Source organism: Acinetobacter sp. SCLZS86, assembly GCF_021560715.1.
GTDB classification, from domain to species: Bacteria; Pseudomonadota; Gammaproteobacteria; order Pseudomonadales; family Moraxellaceae; genus Acinetobacter; species Acinetobacter towneri_A.
This window is the reverse complement of record NZ_CP090864.1, coordinates 2,670,780-2,693,476: the sequence shown is the minus strand read 5'-3', so window position 1 is coordinate 2,693,476 and position 22,697 is coordinate 2,670,780. Positions and strand designations below refer to the sequence as shown.

Genomic DNA, 22,697 nt, shown 5'->3' with positions numbered 1-22,697 from the left:
TTTTAAAGATTGAGATATTGGAGTGACTATGTCCGAACATCCTCAGGGACAAAAACATTGTTCATTTTGCGGTAAAACGCAGTCTGAAGTCGGGAAGCTGATTGCAGGCGAGGACGCATACATCTGTAATGAATGTGTGGACGTATGCTTAGACTTGGTTCAGACCAGTCAACAAGTTGAGTCGGGTGATTGGGCAACACGTCCATTGCCAAAACCACATGAAATTCGTGCTGCGCTTGATCAGTATGTTATTGGTCAAGATACTGCGAAAAAAACCTTATCGGTTGCAGTATATAACCATTACAAACGCCTAAAAGTGAGCAATCAGGCGCATAAAGCAGGCGATGCTGTCGAAATTTCAAAAAGTAACATTATGTTGATCGGTCCAACGGGTTCGGGTAAAACCTTACTTGCACAGACCTTAGCGCGTCTATTGGATGTGCCTTTTGCAATGGCAGATGCCACGACTTTAACCGAAGCGGGTTATGTGGGTGAAGATGTCGAAAACATCGTGCAAAAGCTGTTGCAAAAAGCCGATTACGATGTAGAAAAAGCACAAAAAGGCATTATCTACATTGATGAGATTGACAAGATTACGCGTAAGTCTGAAAACCCATCGATTACTCGTGATGTGTCTGGTGAAGGTGTTCAGCAAGCTTTACTCAAAATGATTGAGGGCACGGTCGCTTCTATTCCCCCTCAAGGTGGACGAAAGCATCCGCAGCAAGAATTCATTCAAATTGACACTTCAAATATCTTGTTTATTTGTGGTGGCGCATTCTCTGGTTTAGAGAAAATTGTGCAGCAACGCCAAGAAAAAGGTGGCATTGGTTTTACCGCAGACGTGAAGAAAAAAGATGAAGGCAAGCAATTGTCTGATTTGTTCCGTCAGGTAGAAGCAACCGACTTGGTGAAATTTGGTTTAATTCCAGAGTTCATTGGTCGTTTGCCTGTGATTGCAACGCTAGACGAGCTAGATGAAGATGCATTGATGCAAATTCTGACCGAGCCGAAAAATGCTTTAACCCGTCAGTATCAATACTTATTCGAGATGGAAAATGTCGATTTAGTTTTTGAAGATGCAGCGTTACGTGCAGTCGCGAAAAAAGCCCTTGAGCGTAATACGGGTGCGCGTGGTTTGCGTTCAATTCTGGAAAATGCCTTGCTCGAAACCATGTACGACTTACCAAGTCGTACCGATGTTGGCACAGTGGTGGTGACTGAAGCAGTGATTGAACACGGTGCGAAGCCTGAATTTCAGACCGAACGTCAGCCTCAAACAGAAGAACCTGCAGCAGAAAAAGTTGACTTAAAAGTATTGGGCAGCAAAACTGCTTAATACGCTATTCGTCTGAAACGTGCCGAAACGCTAGGTTTCGGCACGTTTTTTATTGTCAAAAAAATTAAGGCAGTGTTAATCTTAGACCTAGGCGTGGATGGCCATTATTCAAAACAACAATTGCAAAATGAATTTGCAGCTTGATTTGCAAAAACTTGACTTACAAAAATAAGAAACGCAGTGAGGGATAGACATGCGTGGTGTCGCAATCTTGGTCGTGACCAGTTTAATGTTGCTGGGATGTCATGGCAAAAAAACGTGGTGCAACAAACGCAACCACCGAGTACCTTAAAAGTTTTAGATTTAGAACAAAAGCCTGGTTTTGTAGAGCAGCACCGCTTAGGCATGATGACCATTGGTGGTTGGGTTAATCAAAAACTAGGGCAAAATTTTAAACCTGTTCAGGCACAACATGCCGATGCGGCCATTGTGTATTTGTATCGCCCTGACTCTAAGTGGAATAGGCAGGAAGTTGTCGCAGCCAGTATGTTTATCAATAAGCATCGGATTCCAAGTTTATTGCACAATCATTATTACTGGATTGAACTTGCACCGGGTGAGTATCGTCTGAGTGTGAGTCGACCTTTGGGGGCATTACATTTTCAAAAACCGAAGTATTTAGATTTTCAGGTGCAGGCAGGGCAGTCGTATTTTATTAAGTATGACGAAGAAAACTTGAGTACACGTAAGGAAGTTTCAGGGCCTTTAATTCTTATGCCTACAAGTACCGCACAACAGGAAATAGCGTTTACCCAACTCAAAACAGAAAGCTATAACTTTGTTGCGGAAGATCAAACCACAGGGAAGTTGCGTAAAAAGCCACAAAAAATTAAGCATGAAAAATATGACCCTGCAGAAGATGTGCATTTAACCCAGCCATTTAAGTTGTGGGATCCTAGAACCTGGTAAGGTTTTTCATCTGTATCTCATGCATTGCTTTTATTCATTTCTAGCACGCATAAAAAAGCACCCAAAGTTGGGTGCTTTTTCGCTTATTACTAAATTGGAAAATTATTCTGCTGCAGCATCTACAACAGGAATTTTACCAATTTTAGCTTGCCAGATTTTTGGTGCAATGGCGTGGATTGACGTACCGTTGACATCCACCGCAACAGAAACAGGCATATCTTCAACTTTGAACTTGTAGATTGCTTCCATACCTAAGTCTTCAAAAGCAACCACTTCTGCTTCACGTACTGCTTTAGATACGAGGTAAGCTGCACCACCTACAGCCATGAGGTAAGTCGCTTTATGATCTTTGATCGCTTCAATTGCTGCAGGACCACGATCTGCCTTACCAATCATACCGAACAAACCAGTGTGTTCTAAGACTTGGCGGGTGAATTTGTCCATACGGGTTGCAGTTGTTGGACCTGCAGGGCCAACGACCTCATCACCAACAGGATCGACAGGGCCAACGTAGTAAATGAATTTGCCTTTTAAGTCGACTGGTAATTCCTCACCATTGTTAATCATGTCGACCATGCGTTTATGTGCAGCATCACGACCTGTGTAAATCGTACCGTTTAATAACAACGTATCACCCGGCTGCCAAGAGTTCATTTCTTCTTGAGTAATGTTGTCTAAATCTACACGTTTAGATTTAGAAGAATCCCAAGTTACTTCTGGGTAGTCTTCAAGTTTAGGCGCTTGAATATGTGCTACACCTGAACCATCTAACTGGAAGTGTGCGTGACGAGTTGCCGCGCAGTTTGGAATCATACCCACAGGTTTGCCCGCAGCGTGGCAAGGGTAGTCTTTAATTTTAATATCAAGAACCGTCGTTAAGCCGCCCAAACCTTGTGCGCCAATACCAAGAGCATTCACTTTCTCGAAGATCTCGATACGGAGTTCTTCCAGTTTGTTTTGTGGGCCATGACGCAATAATTCGTCCATGTTGATTTCTTCCATGAGTGCTTCTTTTGCAAGCATCATGGCTTTTTCGGCAGTACCACCAATACCAATACCAAGCATACCCGGTGGACACCAGCCTGCGCCCATAGTCGGAACAGTTTTAAGTACCCAATCTACAATTGAGTCAGATGGGTTCAACATCGCCAATTTAGATTTGTTTTCTGAACCGCCACCTTTGGCAGCAACTGTAATATCTACTTTGTTACCCGGAACGAGTTTGTAGTGAATTACTGCAGGGGTGTTGTCTTTGGTGTTTTTACGACCAAATGCAGGATCAGCCAATACAGATGCACGAAGCACGTTTGAGTTTTCTAGGTAACCCTGACGTACACCTTCGTTAATTGCATCATCTAAGCTCATGGTTAAATCAAATTTAACGTCTAAGCCCACTTCAAGGAATACGTTTACGATACCAGTATCTTGACAGATTGGACGATGACCTTCTGCACACATACGTGAGTTAATTAAGATCTGTGCAATTGCATCTTTCGCAGCTTTGTTTTCTTCACGATCATAAGCACGGCTCATCGCTTGGATGAAGTCTTGTGGATGATAGTAGGAAATAAACTGAAGCGCGTCTTTGATCGAAGTGATCAAGTCTTCTTGCTTGATAATAGTTGTCATATCAAAAATCTCTTGAGCGGGCAGATAGCTAGCGGACTAAATTATAAGACAAAATGCAGCGATTGTGGGCACTTTGATCAAGCTTTGGGCGAAAGTTTAATATCAGTCGTTAGCTTGAGAGAATTTGTGAAATATCCATAAAATTATGTCGTCAAAACGGGCCATGATTTTGCTGTTTTGTTGGTGCAAATTCAGCTATGTTCAAAGACTTCTTTGGAATGATGTTTGGGGTAAATATGAATGATCACACGCATTTAGCTGCTCAGATTATCCCCATTTATCAACGGCATGCAAAAGCGTGGACAGACTTGCGCGGTCAGTTGTTATATGAAAAAACTTGGCTGGATCGTTTTCTTGCTTATTTGCCTGCGCAGGCCAAAATATTAGATTTGGGCTGTGGTTCGGGGCGTCCTATTGCTGCATATCTATTACAGCATGGGCATCAACTTACAGGAGTAGATAGCGCGGACAGCATGCTGGAGATGGCACGTGAACATTTTCCTGAACAGTGCTGGATTGAAGCCGATATGCGCTCAGTGAACTTGAATCGGTGCTTTGATGGTATTTTGGCGTGGGATAGTTTTTTTCATTTAACGCCAAACGATCAGCGCTGCATGTTCGAGAAATTTGCGCAATGGTCTACCGCCAATACAGTTTTAATGTTTAGCAGTGGACCTGCTGCGGGTGAGGCGATTGGGGAAATGTTTGGTGAAGCACTTTATCACGCCAGTTTGTCGCAGGATGAATATCGGCAATTGTTAAAAGATTATGGCTTTAAAGTTGTGAAAATGCTCGCGGAAGATCAGGATTGTGCAGGGCATACGGTGTGGTTGGCGCAGAAGTTTTGATATTAGTCATGCTAAATAATCATGTGGAACAATGATTGAGAATTGAGCGTGGAAAGTGAAAAATCATAAAAAAAGCCCATTCGATGGAGAGTGGGCTATAAAATAGGTATTAACATATTGAATTATAACACAATTTCAAAAGCATTGCGTATAAGGTGTATTATGTAAATTGTAGAAGAGCTAATTAATGTTTTTACTCAAACAAATATTTAGAACAGAATAGTAGACCTCTTTCATAAGTCATTTTTCACTCAATTCCATATTATAAATCCCCGCGATTAAATTAAATCTCAGACCAAGTCTTTTACCTCTATTTCGGTAACGGTCAGCCAGAGTTTTAAAGGTCTTAAGGCGACTAAATACGTGCTCAATCCCGATTCTTCTTTTGTTGATCTCTTGGTTATACATTTTAAGTTTAGGATCTAACTTACAGTGTCGTTTAGCTTTTAACGGCAATAGACTATTAGCGTAAACAGCATAAATTCCCTGATAGCCTTTATCTGCAAGGATAAAAGCCCCTTTAGGAATTTGATTTAAATTGCGTTTGAATAGCTCGAAATCATGCACTGCACCGCGACTCGTACACAAGCTTAGGATTTGCTGAGTTCTATAATGAATGATCGCCTGTACCTTGAAAGTGTGACTCTTTCTCTTGCCACTATAGCTTTTCTTCTGTTTTTTTAGGTCTTTGTATTGGAATTTCTGTGGCATCTACGATGACAACATTCCAGTCTATGCCTTCACCTGTAGGTAAATTCTTCGGTAAATTGAACAGGTTTGACTGAATTAAGCAGTCTTCCACATGACGTACAATTCGTGAAGCTGTTGGCTCTGAAACACCATAGCTCGTTGCAACATGAAATAAAGTCCGATACTCCCTCCAATAGCTCAGGCATAGAAGAACCTGATCTTCTAAGCTTAGCTTGGGTGGTCTACCTTTAGCAGGAATTTTCTTCTTTAATTGTTCAACCATTAAATAAAAGGTTGACCATGAGATGCCTGTATATCGCTTAAACTGTGATTCAGAAAGCTTCTTTGAATCGATGTATTTCATCTGTAGATTATGCACCAATATGCAGAAAAATAGAGTGCAAATCTTCAGCGAAGGAGCGGTCTTTTTTTGATTTATGAAAGAATTCTAATGAAAATGTCGGTGAGTTGCATCGGGTGGATGCACAGGGAAATCGGATTAAACAACATTTTGCAACTTTGCTGGCGCAGAGGGTTTCACTGTAATTTATTTCACAATGGAAATTCCCTCTCCTTATTAAGGATGAGCGTAATTACGCGCAAGAGGGAGAGGATGAAATTAAAAAATACCCTTATCCTCAAGCCCCTCTGAAAATTGGTTGATAAATTTTCAATAAAGAGACTATGGTACTTGGTCATTTGGGTTCGTAAATGCCCCACAATTGGTATTGTGAACCCAGAATGATCGTGTCCCGACATAGTAGGTATGATAATCTTCAACTTCAAAATTATAGACATCAGCGAGATATGGAATATATTCACTTTCTCCTTGTTCATTCTCAGAATGATAAGAATTATAAGCAAACTTCCCATTTATCCTTCCTGTTTCTCTAATAGTATTCAAATCAAAAGCTGAACCATAGCCATCGCCTTCAGGGTCTAATGCCCATGCAATATGCGCTTCTTCTGTTTGATATAATTGCGTTGCATGTAACACGACAAAATATTTATTATTTGACTGAACAACATCGCCATTATTTAACTGATCAAGGCGGCTCCATCGTCCTTGAGTTAATACTAAACTATTTAACTCTCCAGCAATTGAAGCAATGCCACATACCCAGAAGGAGTGGTTAGCTGTTGCAATAATTTCGGAAGAAAGAGTTGGGTTGTTAATAAAATCAGCCACTAACTCTAAAGTACGCAGTACCCATACTGGTTTTTTATCTAGTTTAAAAGTATTAACTACAGGCTTATACTCCTGAATATCTGTACCATCTTCAGGTCTTGATAAAACTAAATCTCCGATTTGAATATCTTCAATCTGTTTCCACATTATATGTGGTAAATCAAGATTTCTTTGAACACGGATTAAAGTTCCGGCAATAAAACAACCAGTAAATGTTGTTATTTCTTTCAATTTATCACCCATAAAAATGCCAAAAAAAATACCCTAAGAACAAATGATCTTTTTATGTTAGAGGCTATTGATTATGAAAAAGATGTAGCATTCAAATTGTAACGTAAGCGTGCGCTGAACCCCATAGCTATTTTTTAATTTGAGTTGGATTTCCAGCGGTGTGGCAGTAATTCTTCAATCTGGGTCACTTTATGTGTCGGCAGCCTTTTCAGCACATCACTTAAATAGGCATACGGATCTAGCCCATTCAGCTTTGCTGACTGAATCAGGGTCATGACATTCGCAGCTCGCTGACCACTGCGTAGCGAGCCAGCAAACAACCAGTTCTTACGTCCCAATGCCCAGGGGCGCATTTGATTTTCGATCCAATTGTTGCAAATCGGTAGATTGCCATCATCCAGATAGCGACTTAAAGCTGGCCAACGCTTCAGAGTGTAATTGATAGCCTTGGCGATTGGAGAACTCGACGGCACCGTCAGATAATGTTGGTTGAGCCATTCATACAGTTGTTGCATCACCGGTTGACTATGCTGTTGCCGGTATTCGCAGCGTTGTTGCGCTGTACCATCCGTCTTTTTCCTGAGTTCTGCTTCTATGGCATACAGTTTCTGAATCAGCACTAATGCCTGTTCAGCGATCTGACTTTTCCCGGTCACATGCAATTCATGGAATTTACGACGCGCATGTGCCATGCAGCCCACCTCAATGACCTGGCCTGATTTAAAGCGTGCTTTATAACCACTGTAATCATCACAGACCAGATGGCCCTGCCAGCCATTCAGGAATTCTTCAGCATGCTGACCTGAACGACTATCTTGAAAGTCATAGATTACCGCCTGAATTGGATTATATTGGGTTGTTGCATAAGCCCAGACATAACCTTTCTTCGGTTTTTTATCTTTATCATCCATCCGCATGATGGTGACGGGTGTTTCATCTGTATGAATCACCGCTTGCTGTAGGATCACCTTTCTTAATGCATCGGTTAGGCGTTCTAACTCTACACCACAGCGACCAATCCAGTCAGATAGCGTTGATCTGGACAGATCAACACCTGCGCGTAGAAAGATCTGGCGCTGACGGTACAGCGGTAAATGATCTGCATACTTCGATACCAGTACATGGCTGAGTAATTCAGGACTGGCGATTCCTTTCTCAATCACATATGTCGGCATTGCTTGTTGGGTCAGTGTGTCACATTGATCACACACCCATTTGCCTCGAATATGCTGTTCCTTATAGAACTGTGCCGGTCTGAAATTCAATTTTTCACTGATATCTTCACCGATACGACGCAAGGTGCAGCCACAAGCACATTGGGTTGATGCAGGTTCATGCTCAATACGCAGAGTGAGTAGATGATCGGGTAGCGGTCGACGTGAACAGACACCGATTTTATAGACACTTTTTAGTTAGATAAAGTCTGAAATATGAGCTTATTTAACATAATGGTCGTTATACGAAATCTACACATAAAAAACCACCCAATTTTTCAATTAGGTGGTTTGTAAAACTTAACTTTACGAATTACTGTGCAGCTTGTTGCTCTGCTTGAATTGCAGTCAATGCAATGGTAAACACAATGTCATCTACCAATGCACCACGAGACAAGTCGTTTACTGGTTTGTTCAAACCTTGTAGCATTGGACCAACACTTACCACATTCGCAGAACGTTGTACGGCTTTATAAGTCGTGTTACCAGTGTTCAGGTCAGGGAAAATGAACACGTTGGCACGGCCTGCAACTTCAGAGTTAGGTGCTTTAGAGCGACCAACACTTTCAACAGATGCTGCATCGTACTGTAATGGGCCATCAATCAGTAAATCAGGACGACGCTGTTTCGCAATTTCAGTCGCTTTCGCTACTTTTTCTACATCAGCACCTGCACCTGAAGTACCGGTTGAATAAGAAATCATGGCAATGCGTGGGTCAATACCAAACGCTTTTGCAGAGTCTGCAGACTGGATTGCAATTTCAGCCAATTGTTCCGCATCTGGGTCTGGGTTAATTGCACAGTCACCGTACACGTAGACTTCATCTGGTAACAACATGAAGAATACTGAAGATACCAATGAGTAGTCTGGAGCAGTTTTAATCAACTGGAATGCAGGGCGAACTGTATTGGCAGTGGTGTGTACTGCACCTGAAACCAAACCATCGACCTGATCAAGTGCCAACATCATGGTACCTAATACCACAGTATCTTGTAGCTGATCACGTGCTTGGTCTTCAGTGAGTTTGCCTTTACGCATCGCAACCATTTTTTCGATATAGTTTTCACGGATCAAATCAGGATCAATGATTTCTAAATCGTGTGGAAGCTCAATACCACGTGCTTTGGCAACATCTACAACAGCTTCAGGTTTTGCCAATAATACGCAGTGGGCAATACCACGTGATTGACAAATTGCTGCAGCTTGAACGGTACGTGGTTCATCACCTTCAGGAAGCACGATACGTTTTTTCGCTGCAATTGATTTTTGCACCAATTCGTGACGGAATGCAGAAGGCGATAAACGTGGTTTATGCGTATCGCTAATTAATTGCGTTAACCAGTCAGCGTTGATGTGGCTCGCAACAAAACGAGTAACTTGTTCAGCACGCTCAGTGTCATCTACAGGAATTTCATTGCTGAGATTTAATACCTGTTGTGCAGTGTCAAAGGTGCTCAATTTGGTGTGTAAAATAGGCAAGCCATTTTTGATCGCTGCTTGACAGAATTCTAAAGCTTGTGCGCTTGGTGCTTGATGCTCAGTTAAAACTAAACCTGCAAGTGGAATACCATTGCTGCTGGCTAAGCTACTGGCAAGCAATACATCGACACGGTCAGAACCACTGATAATCAGCTCGCCTGCAACGAATTTATGCATTTCGTGTTCAATATTCGATGCAATTAAGCTGCTGTGTAATACACGGCGCTGCGCTGCTTCACCTTGGTTAATCCATTCTGCAGAAATGTGTGCAGCCAAGTCCGACATGCGTGGCACACTTAAAGTATTGCTGAATGGCACCAAGCCAATCACTGGCATGCAATCTTTACCAATCATTGGATGTGTAGTTTGAATTTTGCTGACAAACTGGTTGGTGTCGCTAATTAAACGTAAGTTTGGATCAAGCGTAACAGGAATTTGTGCAGAATCTTCTGGTAAACCTTTGGTACGCATAAACAATACGCCCGCAGTACGCTCACAAGTTGCACCACCAAAGAAACGTAATTGATTGTCTACTTTTGACGCTGTTTTAACAGCATTGTTAATGTCGGCATTGCTAACAATAATGACTTTTGCATCAAGTGCTTTGGCCAAAGTAGCATTCAGTTCAGTTGCAAAAGGATCGCGTCCGTTTGGCAACACGCCTTCAACAATAATCACATCGTGATGTTTAGAAATTTCACGATGTAAACGCACTGCATCTTCGAGCAATTCGTCGTTTTCATTATTCTTTAAACGCTCAGTCAGCGCAGTATAAGCAATCGGCTCAACAGTTTCATGCTTGAACAGGTGACGATACAACGCTGTAGTGCGGTCTGCTTCTGGCTGTAATTCTTGCGAGAAAGGCTTTAAGAAACCTGCTTTTACGCCTTGGCATTCCAAAGCGTAAATTAAGCCTAGACATGCTGATGTTAAGCCAACACCAATTTCAGTAGGAACCAAAAGTATTGTTTTCATAGTTTTTTCTAAATCGTAAAGGGACTTATTGAAAGTGGCTGAGCACTACGATTGCTTAAGCAATCGCAGCATCACATTCAGACTTTTTTCCAGCTGACTTTAGCTCCTCAGCAACGTGCGCAGTTTCTTTAGCAATACGGCCTTCTTCGTCAGTTGGTACAACCCAAATTTGTGGGCCAGTACCAGCATCAATACGACCTTCAGTACCACGTTTTAAGTTGTCGTTACGCTCTTTACTGAAGTTAAAGCCGAAGTGTGGTAAGTAAGATACTGTTTTTTCACGGATATAAGCAGAGTTTTCACCAATACCACCAGTGAAGAACAAGCCGTCTAAGCGTGGTAAACCACAGCTAAGTGCAGCTAAAGATTTAGCTAAACGGTAGCAGAATACTTCAATGGCAAGCGTTGCATCTTCATTACCTTGTTCAGATGCTTCAATTAGGGTACGCATGTCGTTCGATAAACCTGACAAGCCGAGTAAACCACTTTGGCTGTTTAGCATCTTGTCAATTTTGTAGATGTCCCAACCCAAGTTGCTTGCAAGGAAGCTGTGTAAGCTTGGATCTACATCACCACTACGGGTACCCATTACCAAACCTTCAAGTGGGGTTAAGCCCATAGATGTATCTACACTTTGACCATTCCAAATCGCACAAGTTGAGCTACCGTTACCTAAGTGAGCTGTTAACCAGCCGCCTTGTTTAAAGCTACCTGCCAATTCTGAACCACGCTCTGAAACATATGCATGGCTTGTACCGTGGAAGCCATAACGACGTACGTTGTGGTCGGTATATAAGAATTTAGGTACTGCATAACGGTAAGCGTGTGCAGGCATAGTTTGGTGGAATGCAGTATCAAATACAGCGACTTGCGGAAGCTCTGGGAACAAACGCATCGTTGCTTCAATACCCACCAAGTGTGCTGGGTTATGTAACGGAGCAAGCGGAGTTGCTGCACGAATACGTTGAACAATTTCTTCTGTTAATAATTCTGCTTTGGTTAAAGTACCGCCGTGTACAACGCGGTGACCAATGGCTTGAGGCTTATATTGCGACAAGCGGCCAAGAATTGTTTCCAATGCTTTTTCGTGGTCAGCATGTGGAATAGAAAGTTCGAGAGGTTCACCACCTGCGGTAATGCCTTTAATGCGTGCATCAGCAGAACCTAGATTTTCTGCCAAACCAAAAATACGATCTCCAACGCTTTCAGATACAAGTGCATATTTAATAGAAGAAGATCCGCAGTTAATCACTAATACTGATGTAGTCACGTTTATGTACCCGAATTCTAATTGAAGTTATCCCTAGTGAATCAAGCTGCATTGCAAGATATGGCAAATGGCAATGTGTTGCGCTGCAATCTTGATCAGTATGTATGTTTTATCATGGGTTTTTTGTTGCTCCTAGATAGACTTTAGGAGATTAGACTTAAGCATTATCGACCATGAAATCATAAATAATTAAAATTTATCAGTCCAAAACTTTCATTTATTCATGAAATAACGGTCTAAAATTTCTGCTTAATTCCTGTTGTATTCTCTTAACATAGCACACTTCATTCTGCAGACGAGTGGCAAACTGTTTTAAATTATTTCCTCAATCTTTGTCGGTTTATTTAGATTTGGCTGCGTACTTAATTTCCGACCAGCGGACAATCACATAAGCAATCAATGCCACCATAAAAAACACCAGCATCATCCACGCCAAACCTTGCAAGGTTTCAATAATGGTGCGGTAAATTTCTAGTACCCAGCGTTCTTGAGTCAGTTCTATTACAATTTTTTTATCATTCTCGGCATAGGTCAGCGGTGTGATGTATTTTTCCATATCGTAAATACGAATGCCTGATGATGTACCCACCACCATGCCTGCAAACTTGGTGTATTTTGCCCATGCTTCATGGATAGGGTCGTGAATGATACGTGCCAAAATAGCATTAATGGAGCTGGAAAACAGACGCATGACAATGAACGACACCAACAGTGCTAAAGCAAAGGTACTAATAATCAAATAATAAAACATAAGCATCGCCACTCTTTTTGATGATTTTTCTAATCTTGATGGTGTTTTTATTTTAAGTGAGCGTGAGGCAGAAATGTGTAGTGGAACTGTGTCTTAAAACAATGTCTAAAAAATAGAAGGGAATAATGTTCAGCTTCATGTGAAACTGAACATTACATTTAGATGTTGCAAAATTACAGATGGATTTTATTGGCGGATTTGACCATCGCCAAACACGATCCATTTTTGTGAGGTTAAACCTTCCAAACCGACAGGGCCACGGGTATGAATTTTATCGGTAGAGATTCCAATTTCAGCACCTAAACCATATTCAAAACCATCAGCAAAGCGTGTAGAAGCGTTAATCATGACTGAACTAGAATCTACCGCAGCCAAGAATTGACGCGCCAAGCTAAAGTTTTCAGTAATAATCGCATCGGTATGATGTGAACCATATTTATTAATATGTTCAATCGCTTCATCTATGCCTGAAACCACTTTAACTGCCAAAATCGGACCTAGATATTCGGTGTACCAGTCTTCTTCTGTGGCAGTTTTAACACTTGTACCCAAAATCTTTTGGGTTGCTGGGCAACCGCGTAATTCGACCTGTTTCTCTGCATACAGCTCGGCAATGCGAGGCAAGAATTGTTCTGCAACAGCCTCATCGACCAACAAGGTTTCCATAGCATTACAAACACCATAACGGTGCGTTTTGGCATTCAGTGCAATTGGTAGCGCTTTTTGCAAGTCAGCCTGTGCTTCTACAAATACGTGACAGTTACCATCTAAATGTTTAATCACTGGTATACGTGCTTCATTGCTGATGCGTTCAATCAGACTTTTACCGCCACGTGGCACAATTACATCCACATATTCAGACATGGTAATCAGTTGCCCGACTGCAGCACGGTCTGAAGTGTTAATCACTTGCACCGAAGTTTCTGGCAAACCTGAAGCTTTTAAACCGTGTTGAATCGCAGTTGCAATGGCTTGATTGGATTCCAATGCTTCAGAACCACCACGTAAAATAATGGCATTGCCTGATTTTAAAGCCAAAGATGCAGCTTCAAGGGTCACGTTGGGACGTGATTCGTAAATCATACCCACCACACCTAGTGGCACCCGCATTTTACCCAATTGAATACCTGATGGACGGTAAGCCATATCAGTAATTTCTCCAATTGGATCCATTAAGCCAATCACATCTTTTAGACCTTGTAACATGCCTTTAAAGCGTGCGGGGTTAAGTTCTAAGCGATCAAGCAGTGCGCTATCCAAGTTGTTGTTACGACCTTTGGTCATATCAATTTGGTTGGCAGCTAAAATAGCGGACTCGCTATTTTCCAATGCCGTATAAATAGCCGATAACGCATTGTTTTTAGATTGGGTAGAAGCGCTTGCTAAGACACGAGAGGCTTGGCGTGCTTGTTGTCCTACCGTTTGCATATATTGTTCAATAGACTCTTGCATAGCGGTTTGATCACTTAGAAATTTCTATCTGATATTAGCAGTCTGTGCCTGCACAATGAAGCATCTCGGCAGAAAATAGACTAAATTGTTCAATCTTTACATATTTTGTAATCTATTCATCTTTAAAAGTAGATGAGCGGTCATAGAAAATCTTGCGTATAAAATCAGCACCTGTATAGAATGATGCGATAAGACATTGATGTCATTCACAACAATAAGCGGGATGCCACTTCGGTAAAGATGGTAATCGTTCAATTACGAACACTTGCACAATAAAAATAAAATGCGCATGGAGGTAAGGAATATGAATTCCATGATCCAGATGGACACGGATGTACAGGACGCAAGTTCGCATGTCTGTTTTTTTGATATTTACGATAAGCACAGCTTTAAACAACCCGCTCGTACCACTTGGATCAATGGTTGGAAAGTGGAGTACATGGCAATTGCTCAGCCAGAAACCGCACATTTAACCCCAATTGTGATTATTGGCGGTGCATTCCAAAACTTTAATTCGTATAAATATTGTGTGGAACAGCTCTTTCGTGCTGGGCCAATTATTTTAATTGATATGCCATCTATGGGCGCCAATCAGCAAATGACCAATGTGGAAACAGGTGAGTCGGCAGGAACGTTAGAACTGCATGACTTGGGGCAGATGTTGGGTGACTGGCTGGATATTGTCGACTTAGATAAAGTCTCGGTGATGGGCATGTCATTGGGTTCGGTGGTGGCATCTTGTTTGGCAGATCAGCGTCCTGAATTGATTGATCGCATGATTTTAATGGGGGTCATGCAAAAGACCCGTAAAAGTTGGCGCATGTTGCTTGAAGAATCGCTGCATTTAATGAAAGAGCAGCGCATGGATGAGTTTGGTCAGGCGGTGATTTTGTACTTGGTCAATCATGCCAAAATGGAACAAACTCGCATGTCTCCGACTGCAAAGCGTTTGTTTTACCGACAAATGGCCGACTTTACCGCCACAGAGCAAGATCGCTACGATGTGAACTGCAACCGTTTATTGCGTTTAACTAATGTGCCTATTCCACAATGTAAGGTTTTGGTGGCGTGTGGGCAATATGACAGTTTTACCTTACCGCATGAAAATGCCAACTTTGCTTTACAGTGCCCGAATATGGAGTTTGCCATGATTGCCAATGCAGATCATGTGCCGCAACTACAGCGCCGTAAAGAAACCATGAATTTGTTTGCGACTTTTTTAAGCGATGAATCTATTCAGGACTTAGATGGCATCATTCCCATGACACGTGCGCAGCTTCTGACGATGGAACGTCGTGGTGAGGCTCGCATTGCTGTACAAAACCCGCATAGTCATTTGCAGCATCGTCATTCTGATTTGAATGTTGCCACACACATTGTCGATTTAAACTTCTTTGGTGTGTTACTTGATTTTGAAAATCCAACGTTGTCTGCACAGGCAGCACAATTTGAACGGGATATGGCCTTGCAGCTACAAGATGAAGAAGGCAGCTTTAGCATAGAGTGTTTAATTTTTGAAAGTGAAGGGTCGCAACTGCGTGCATTGTTTAAGCATGGTAGTTTTGATGTAGCAGAGCGTTTGTTGCGCTATGTAGCGTGTCAAAAAGCGCTTGCCCAAAATTTAGAATATGCCTGCTAGGTATATTGTGATTTCATAGAGCTGAAATTACTTGAATAAGAAAGAATGAAAATAGCGTGTTAAACCACGCTATTTTTTTTGTAGGCATGAATCATCCAAACTAAATCGCCTAAATGTTCTTCATTTGAATTGTCTAGCGGGGCGCTGGAAAAATATAACTGTGGCTGTTGTACCTTGACTTGCTCAAAACCTGCACTTTGAAAAAACTGTGACAATTGCTGTGGAGATTGAAAATGGAAAGTGAAGGCACTGCGTGACATAAACTTCAGTAAGCGACTCGAACTCCAAATAAAACTGGCCAATTTGTTCTTGACGGGTTCAGGGTAAATATCGGTTAAATAATGCAGTTCTGGAAAGTCTTGGGTGTAGTTACACATGCCTTGTAACAGCTGTTGCAGCATGTCTAAGTTAAAGTAGTTAATCAAGCCTTCACTAATAATCACCAAGGGCTGCGAGTGGTCAAAATTTTCAAAAATGTCTTGGAAAGATTCACTGAAAATGTCACCTGTGAGCACTTTAGGCGCATCGGGATTAATTTGTTGCAAAGCTTGAGTCTTAATTTTTGCCATATCTGGCAAATCAAGTTCACGGTAATTCAATTCAGGAAATTTTTGTCGGAAGTTCCAACTGCGTGGCGACAATCCAGACGCAATTTCGAGTACTTGTAGTTGTGGATGCTGCTGAATCAGTTGGCTCAAATGTGCATCAATCATTTGGTGACGTTGTTTGAGTGTACTGCGCATACTTCCGCCAACATGACGTTCTGCCCAGTTTTCTAGAGGATGCACCAATTTGGCTAAAAATTTGCCTTTGCGGGTTGCAAATACAGGGTGTGATATACCCATTTGATACCAGATATAACCCGTATAATGTGCAGTAAAAGAAATATGGCGATGCTTAGATAGCGGTGGTGCTACAGGGGGAGTATTTGAACTCTGCGAGTGATCTTCTTGGGAAATTACGGTTCTTGTCATACGAATTTGGACCTTAGTTTTTTATATGGTGGTCATGTGGTTTCACAGCTATTTAGAAATAAACTCAGGTCAAAATCCTGAATGTAAGCCATGCTGAAAATATGAGAAATTTTATCATAATCAAAAAGAGACACGCTGTCGTGTCTCTTTATCGTAAAAGTAATGCTCAGATTCTCAAATGAAGTGCAGGTTGAGTTTGGTTTAACTGCACTATTTGTACTGCTTATCTAAATTGTATAAGCGGTTGGGTCTCGACTGGCTTGCGCTGGCAATAAGGCTGCGCTTTGTTCTTTAAAGGTTAAGATGCGATCACGCACTGTACGCCATTCATCACCCAAGTCGAGGGTTTCACGCAACTCAACTGTGTTTAGGGCAGGAATTTTGCCACGCATACGTTCCAATCGAGCTTGATTAGGCAAAGGAAAATCCGTAATCGCATTTAAAGCCAGTTGTTGCGCTGCACGGTTGTTGCAGACCAAGCCCATATCACAGCCTGCAGCTAAGGCTGCACGCAAACGGGCATCAGCATCGCCTGCTACACAAGCGGCCTGCATGCTTAAATCATCCGAAAAGAGTACGCCATCATAGCCCATATCTTGACGCAAGACTTGTTGTAACCAAAATTCAGAAAAACCAGCAGGGTTTGGGTCGATTTGATCATAAATCACATGTGCAGGCATTAAGGCATCTAGCTGATTTTGCAACTGGATAAAGGTTTGCAGGTCATGCTGCTGAATTTCTGCAAAGGTACGTGAATCGATGGCGGCTGCCACGTGAGAATCCGCTTTAACCGAACCATGTCCAGGAAAGTGCTTGCCTGTGGTAGCCATACCTGCACGGTGCATTCCGCGTAAAAAGGCATCTGCCAAAGCAATAATGTCGGCAGGTTGTTGAGCAAAAGCACGATCTCCAATCACATCGCTGATGTCATTTAAATCCAAGACGGGTGCAAAACTAAAATCAATACCTACAGCCAGCACCTCGGTGGCCATTAACCAGCCACACTCTTCGGCAAGTTTCAGCGCACGTTCTGGTTCAGTCTGGTACAGTTCACCAAATCTACCCATAGCAGGCAATAAGGTAAAACCTTGTTTCAAGCGTTGAACTCGGCCACCTTCCTGATCCACTGCAATTAAAATATCTGGACGGACTTGGCGCATGTGATCGGTTAAGGCACGAACTTGAGCAGGTGACTGGATATTTCGGGCAAATAAAATTACGCCACCGACTTGCGGAGCGCGTAATAGTTCAATATCTTCTTGGGTAAGCTCTGTACCTGCAATGTCGAGCATCAATGCGCCAATCATAGTGGGTGTCCGTATTCGATTTTTATCAATAAAAAAACAATACCCGAATTCTGCAATGATTTGCTACATTTTGACAGTACAGATTATGATAAAACTACACGACAGAACCTAATTAAGTTATATAAGATTTTGAATCTGCTCGATTCGCATTGAAAAGCAGAGATTGGTCAAAAACCAAGGACGTAAATATTTTTATGAAACTTCAAACCATCGCTTGTGCGGTTGCTATTGCAACTGGCGGTTTTTTCTTTTCTCACGCCATTAATGAAGCGATTGCAGCCAATAACACCGCTGCAGTGGCCAACAGTATTGTGCCGACGCAGGAACAAGCTTTGGTTTCGCGTCAATTGGCGACCTTGGTCGATCGTCAGCATTATTTAAATCAGCGTTTGGATGCGTCTACATCTCAGCGTATTTTTGATTTTTATATCGACAGTCTAGACCCAGACCACACCTTGTTTTTGGCAAAGGAAGTTGAACAGTACCGTAAACAGTATGCGGCAACTTTTGGTGCATCCTTAAAAGCGGGTAATTTGGCTGGGCCGTATCAAATTCATGCCCAGTATCGTGAACGCTTAAAACAGTTTTATCATTTCATGTTGGCAGAGCTGAAAAAACCACAAAATTTAAAACAGCCAAATGTCAGTATTGAAACAGATCGAGAAAAAGCACCGTTCTTTAAAACAGAAGCAGAAATGCGTGCGCACTGGCAAAAAATGCTGGTATCTCAGCTGATTAACCTCACCATCAGCAAAGAAGAAGAACTGGCAAAACAAAAAGCCATTAAAGACAATCCTGAGTTGACCAATGGGCAAGATTTGGCTAGTCCTGAAGATTTGACTCCAGTGCAAACGCTAACCAAACGTTATACACGGCAGTTAGAGCGCATGAATCGTTTAAAGAGTGATGATGTACTGGACAAAACTTTAAATGCGATGATGCTGACTTACGATCCGCACAGTAACTACTTCCCACCAGTCGATGCGATGGAGCTAAACCGTCAAACGACTTTACAGTTGGAAGGGATTGGGGTGTCGATTCGTCCTGAACGAGGCAATGAAGATTACACCAAAATTGAAACCATTGTTGAGGGTGGCCCTGCCAGTAAAACAGGGCAGGTGAAATCGGGTGACCGCATTATTGGTGTGGCGCAAGATGGCGAAAAAATGGTGGATGTTGTGGGTTGGCCGAGCAATGAAATTGTGGGGCTGATTCGCGGTAAACGTGGCACCAAAGTCACTGTGCGTTTGTTGGGTGCGGGTGCGGCGATGAATCAGGCGCGTAATGTGACCATTGTGCGTGATGTGATTCAGGAAGAAGATGCGGGAGTTCGCTCACGAACGATTGACATCAAACGTGATGGTCAAACTTATACCTATGGTGTGATTGAAATTCCATCGTTTTATTTGAATTACCGTGCGCGTCGTGCAGGTAATGAATATCGCTCGGTATCGGAAGATACCAACAATGCCCTGAAAAGTTTGGCGGCCAAAAATGTCGCAGGGATTATTATTGATTTACGTAACAACCCTGGCGGTTCATTGGAAGAAGTGGCACGTATGCTTGGGCAAGTAATCAAATCAGGCCCTGTGGTGCAAATTCGTGATGGCAATGGCAATGTGAGCGTATTTGAAGATGACGATGGTGGTGCACAGACTTATGCAGGCCCATTGGCAGTGATGATTAACTTAGCTTCTGCTTCGGCCAGTGAAATTTACTCTGCTGCAATTCAGGACTATCAGCGCGGGATTGTGATTGGTAGCACCACCACAGGTAAAGGCACGGCGCAGGTACAACTCGACACCTTGGCCTATGGTCAGGCGACCTTAACTCAACGTAAGTTCTACCGTATTACAGGCGGAAGTACCCAAAACAAGGGTGTGATTCCAGACATTAAACTGGTGGATATTTACAATGAGGAGTTTGGTGAACGCAAAGCGAAAAATGCCTTGAAGTGGGATACTATTCCAACTGCGCCATTTAAGCGTGAAGGTTCAGTGCAGCCGTATATCACCAAGTTGAGTCAATTGTCACAGCAACGTGTAAAGCTTGATCCGCAATTTCAATATTTAGAACAACGTAAGCAAATTGCCAAACAAACTGAAGATCGCAAAAGTATTGTGTTAGATATTGAACAACGCAGAGCAGAGTTGCTGGCTTTGGAGCAACAAACGCTGACTGCGGAAAACAAACGCCGTCAGGCAACAGGTTTGAAACCATTTGCCAATTGGGAGAGCTATCAGGCATCCATTGATGCTTTGGCAGAAGCGCGTGCCAAAATGAAGGCGGCACAACGTCCTGCCTTGCCTGAGGAAGAAACTTTTGTGATTGAAGCAGCGCAGGTGTTACAAGATTATGCCATGTTACAAAAAGGTGTATCTGAGCCGAATCAACCATAAAACAATCTTAGAATCTTAATCAAATAGAACCAGCAGCTAAAAGTTGCTGGTTTTTATCCTAAAGCGAAAAGTAAAATGGCAAGATGCTTATAGTTTTGAGTTAGACAGCTATTTTTAGCAGTTTTAAATTGCCATTATTTTATGACGATATATTATTTATTTGACTATTGACCAAAGCAGAATAGTATTAGATTCTAAAATCAATGCGGTCTTTGCTAGATCAATCCGCCGTTCAGGTTGCTTTTTAGTTGTTATTTATAAGAGAGTGTGAGATTGAGTAACCAAAAAACAATAAAATATGACAGAGATGGATACATCTAATAATGCATGTACATTATGATCTGAGCTTGGTAATTGGCTCGGTAGCAATCTCAGTGTTGGCCTGCTATTTTGCAGTGTCTGTTGAGCAAATGCTCTTTCAAAATGTACAACAACAACTAAAAAAAATTGCATTAATCATGAGCGGTTTACTGTTAGGTGCGGCAGTGTGGAGTATGCACTTTGTGGGCATGTTGGCCTGCCAATTACCTGCACCGTATCAGTTTGATCTTAGTTTTACGATCCTGTCTTTTGTTATTGCATTTATCGCCTCTACGTGTGCGGTTTGGCTGACCACACAACCGACTTTGCCTGTGGCGCGCTTGATTCTAAGCGGCATTTTGATGGGGTTGGGCATTTCAGGCATGCACTATACGGGCATGATGGGAATTCAGGTAGAAGGTTACCGTAGTTATTATGATCCCACGATTGTTTTGCTATCTGTATTAGTAGCGATTGGTGGAGCAATACTTACCTTTTGGTTTATGTTTCGCTCCAAGTGCAGAATGGAGCGTCAGGCACAATATAAAATTTTCATCGCGGTGCTCATGAGTCTGAGCATTGTTGCCATGCACTATATAGGCATGGAAGCACTGCATTTTTACTCTACAGCCGATTTGCCTCAATCAGGTCATTTCCAGATCGGGCAAGGACCAGCCCTGTTGGTGGTTATTTTAGTAACCAGTCTGATTTTTGCTGCTGCGGTGGGCGTATCTCTGCTGGAGTTGCGCTTAGAAGAAAAAAGCAGACAATTGTCTTTGGCTAATCGAGAATTAGCCGATCAGGCACTCAAAGATAATCTGACCAAATTGCCCAACCGTTTATATTTAGCTGAATATGCACAATTGCTTTTTTCTGAGCATCGGCAAAAAAATACTAAAATTGCGTTTTTATATATCGACTTAGACCGCTTTAAAGCGGTGAATGATGTATTTGGGCACCATGTTGGCGATCAATTGCTGATTCAGTTGTCTAAACGAGTGCAATCCCACTTAGGTGAAAATACCCAGTTAATAAGAATTGGTGACGATGAATTTCTTTTGGTGATAGAACATACCGATATTGCCGAAGCCACCGTTATTTCTGAAAAAATATTGGAATTGATTCAGCAAAGTTTCTTAATTGCAGGCAAGGTCATTAATATTTCAGGCAGTATTGGCATTGCGATGTATCCAGAGCATGGCACCAATTTGCAAGATATTTTAATGAATGCCGATGCGGCGATGCTGACCTCTAAATATCAGGGGCGTAACACCAGTTCAGTCTTTAATTATGATCTAGAGTTACTTGAGGCCAAAAGCCAAAGTAAGTTGATTAATGATTTATATAAAGCAGCTGAACAACAACAATTTGCGTTGTTCTATCAGCCAAAGTTTAAAGCCACTGACCATAAAGTTTGTGGCGTAGAAGCTTTAATTCGTTGGTATCATCCCGTGCATGGTTTACTTACCCCAAATATGTTTATTAAAGGGGCTGAAAAGACGGGGTTGATTATTCAAATTGGCTATTGGACGCTAGAAGAAGCCTTTAAACAAATTCAAATTTGGGAAAGATCGGGCGCACCGTTATTCCCTGTGGCTGTGAATTTATCGGCAGTGCAGTTTGAACATAAGCATTTATTTTCGACTTTAGAAAACTTGTTTAAACGCTATGAGATTCAACCCCAACACCTGATGATTGAAGTGACTGAAAGCACGGCAATGCATCATATTGAATCGAGTATTCGTAGTTTTGAGCGTTTGCGTCAAATGGGGATTCAATTGGCGATTGATGATTTTGGTACAGGACATTCGAGCTTCTTATATCTGAAAAAATTGCCAGTCGATGAGTTGAAAATTGACCGTGCTTTTATTTTAGATTTGCGTTCGGACAGTAAAGAAGAATTAATTTTAGAAAGTATTATTCAATTGGCGATTAAACTAGGTTTAACTGTGACTGCTGAAGGGGTGGAAACACCATTGCAAGCAGAAATTTTAACCCGTTTGGGCTGTCAGCAATTGCAGGGTTATTTATTAGGCTTACCGATGGATGTTGAGCGTTTAGAAGAGTTGTTTAAACATTCGGCTTAAGTTAGTGGCATATA

Annotated in this window: 15 protein-coding genes and 3 pseudogenes; 7 read left to right on the top strand and 11 right to left on the bottom strand. The window is 42.0% G+C overall.

Going from position 1 to position 22,697, the window contains the following annotated elements; all coding sequences use genetic code 11:
* Window positions 1–28: 28 nt before the first annotated feature.
* Both clpX and LZP46_RS12825 read left to right on the top strand, forming a co-directional pair.
* The gene (gene clpX / locus LZP46_RS12830; protein ID WP_236094031.1) at window positions 29–1,339 is read left to right on the top strand and encodes an ATP-dependent protease ATP-binding subunit ClpX; all 1,311 of its coding nucleotides are present in this window, start codon (window positions 29–31) and stop codon (window positions 1,337–1,339) included.
* Between the two features lie 193 nt (window positions 1,340–1,532).
* Window positions 1,533–2,248, top strand: a pseudogene (locus LZP46_RS12825) (DUF2846 domain-containing protein).
* 102 nt (window positions 2,249–2,350) lie between these two features.
* On the opposite strand, the gene LZP46_RS12820 reads toward LZP46_RS12825, so the two are convergent.
* Window positions 2,351–3,877, bottom strand: a complete 1,527-nt coding sequence (locus LZP46_RS12820; RefSeq protein WP_236094030.1) for a fumarate hydratase — start codon at window positions 3,875–3,877, stop codon at window positions 2,351–2,353.
* Window positions 3,878–4,113: 236 nt separating this feature from the next.
* On the opposite strand from LZP46_RS12820, the gene LZP46_RS12815 reads away from it, so the two are divergent.
* A complete protein-coding gene (locus tag LZP46_RS12815) occupies window positions 4,114–4,725 on the top strand; it encodes a class I SAM-dependent DNA methyltransferase (protein WP_236094029.1) in 612 nt (203 codons plus the stop codon).
* A 240-nt stretch (window positions 4,726–4,965) separates the two neighbouring features.
* On the opposite strand, the gene LZP46_RS12810 is transcribed toward LZP46_RS12815, so the two are convergent.
* Complete coding sequence (locus LZP46_RS12810) at window positions 4,966–5,436, bottom strand: transposase (protein ID WP_158660395.1); 471 nt, start codon at window positions 5,434–5,436, stop codon at window positions 4,966–4,968.
* Window positions 5,384–5,779 carry a transposase family protein gene (locus LZP46_RS12805; protein ID WP_171287389.1) on the bottom strand — a complete coding sequence of 132 codons (396 nt, stop codon included), beginning with the start codon at window positions 5,777–5,779 and terminating at the stop codon, window positions 5,384–5,386. The genes LZP46_RS12810 and LZP46_RS12805 overlap by 53 nt, the downstream gene beginning before the upstream one ends.
* An 86-nt stretch (window positions 5,780–5,865) precedes the next feature.
* Between LZP46_RS12805 and LZP46_RS12800 the strand changes: the two are divergent.
* A pseudogene (locus LZP46_RS12800) lies at window positions 5,866–5,961 on the top strand (tellurite resistance methyltransferase TehB); the annotation flags it as partial.
* A 136-nt stretch (window positions 5,962–6,097) separates the two neighbouring features.
* Here LZP46_RS12800 and LZP46_RS12795 read toward each other — a convergent pair.
* From LZP46_RS12795 to LZP46_RS12770, 6 genes and pseudogenes are all read right to left on the bottom strand, one after another.
* A complete protein-coding gene (locus LZP46_RS12795; RefSeq protein WP_178318780.1) occupies window positions 6,098–6,847 on the bottom strand; it encodes a hypothetical protein in 750 nt (249 codons plus the stop codon).
* A 122-nt stretch (window positions 6,848–6,969) separates the two neighbouring features.
* Window positions 6,970–8,214, bottom strand: a pseudogene (gene tnpC / locus LZP46_RS12790) (IS66 family transposase); the annotation flags it as partial.
* A gap of 148 nt (window positions 8,215–8,362) precedes the next feature.
* Window positions 8,363–10,504 carry a phosphate acetyltransferase gene (gene pta / locus LZP46_RS12785; protein WP_236094028.1) on the bottom strand — a complete coding sequence of 714 codons (2,142 nt, stop codon included), beginning with the start codon at window positions 10,502–10,504 and terminating at the stop codon, window positions 8,363–8,365.
* A 55-nt stretch (window positions 10,505–10,559) separates the two neighbouring features.
* Complete coding sequence (locus LZP46_RS12780; RefSeq protein ID WP_236094027.1) at window positions 10,560–11,774, bottom strand: acetate/propionate family kinase; 1,215 nt, start codon at window positions 11,772–11,774, stop codon at window positions 10,560–10,562.
* Window positions 11,775–12,114: 340 nt separating this feature from the next.
* A complete protein-coding gene (locus LZP46_RS12775; protein ID WP_236094026.1) occupies window positions 12,115–12,525 on the bottom strand; it encodes a hypothetical protein in 411 nt (136 codons plus the stop codon).
* A 186-nt stretch (window positions 12,526–12,711) separates the two neighbouring features.
* A complete protein-coding gene (locus tag LZP46_RS12770) occupies window positions 12,712–13,977 on the bottom strand; it encodes a glutamate-5-semialdehyde dehydrogenase (protein WP_236094025.1) in 1,266 nt (421 codons plus the stop codon).
* Window positions 13,978–14,281: 304 nt separating this feature from the next.
* Here LZP46_RS12770 and LZP46_RS12765 point away from each other — a divergent pair, with 304 nt between their 5' ends.
* Entirely contained in the window at window positions 14,282–15,616 is a 1,335-nt protein-coding gene (locus LZP46_RS12765) for an alpha/beta fold hydrolase (protein ID WP_236094024.1), read from the top strand.
* Between the two features lie 59 nt (window positions 15,617–15,675).
* Here LZP46_RS12765 and LZP46_RS12760 read toward each other — a convergent pair whose 3' ends face one another.
* Window positions 15,676–16,590, bottom strand: coding sequence for a class I SAM-dependent methyltransferase (locus LZP46_RS12760; protein WP_236094023.1), 915 nt, complete (start codon window positions 16,588–16,590; stop codon window positions 15,676–15,678).
* Window positions 16,591–16,817: 227 nt separating this feature from the next.
* On the bottom strand, window positions 16,818–17,897 hold the full coding sequence (gene nagZ, locus LZP46_RS12755) for a beta-N-acetylhexosaminidase (protein ID WP_236094022.1): 1,080 nt from the start codon (window positions 17,895–17,897) through the stop codon (window positions 16,818–16,820).
* Between the two features lie 194 nt (window positions 17,898–18,091).
* Here nagZ and LZP46_RS12750 point away from each other — a divergent pair, with 194 nt between their 5' ends.
* Both LZP46_RS12750 and LZP46_RS12745 read left to right on the top strand, forming a co-directional pair.
* The gene (locus LZP46_RS12750) at window positions 18,092–20,296 is read left to right on the top strand and encodes a carboxy terminal-processing peptidase (RefSeq protein ID WP_236094021.1); all 2,205 of its coding nucleotides are present in this window, start codon (window positions 18,092–18,094) and stop codon (window positions 20,294–20,296) included.
* A gap of 320 nt (window positions 20,297–20,616) precedes the next feature.
* The gene (locus LZP46_RS12745; protein WP_236095220.1) at window positions 20,617–22,683 is read left to right on the top strand and encodes a putative bifunctional diguanylate cyclase/phosphodiesterase; all 2,067 of its coding nucleotides are present in this window, start codon (window positions 20,617–20,619) and stop codon (window positions 22,681–22,683) included.
* Window positions 22,684–22,697: the final 14 nt, after the last annotated feature.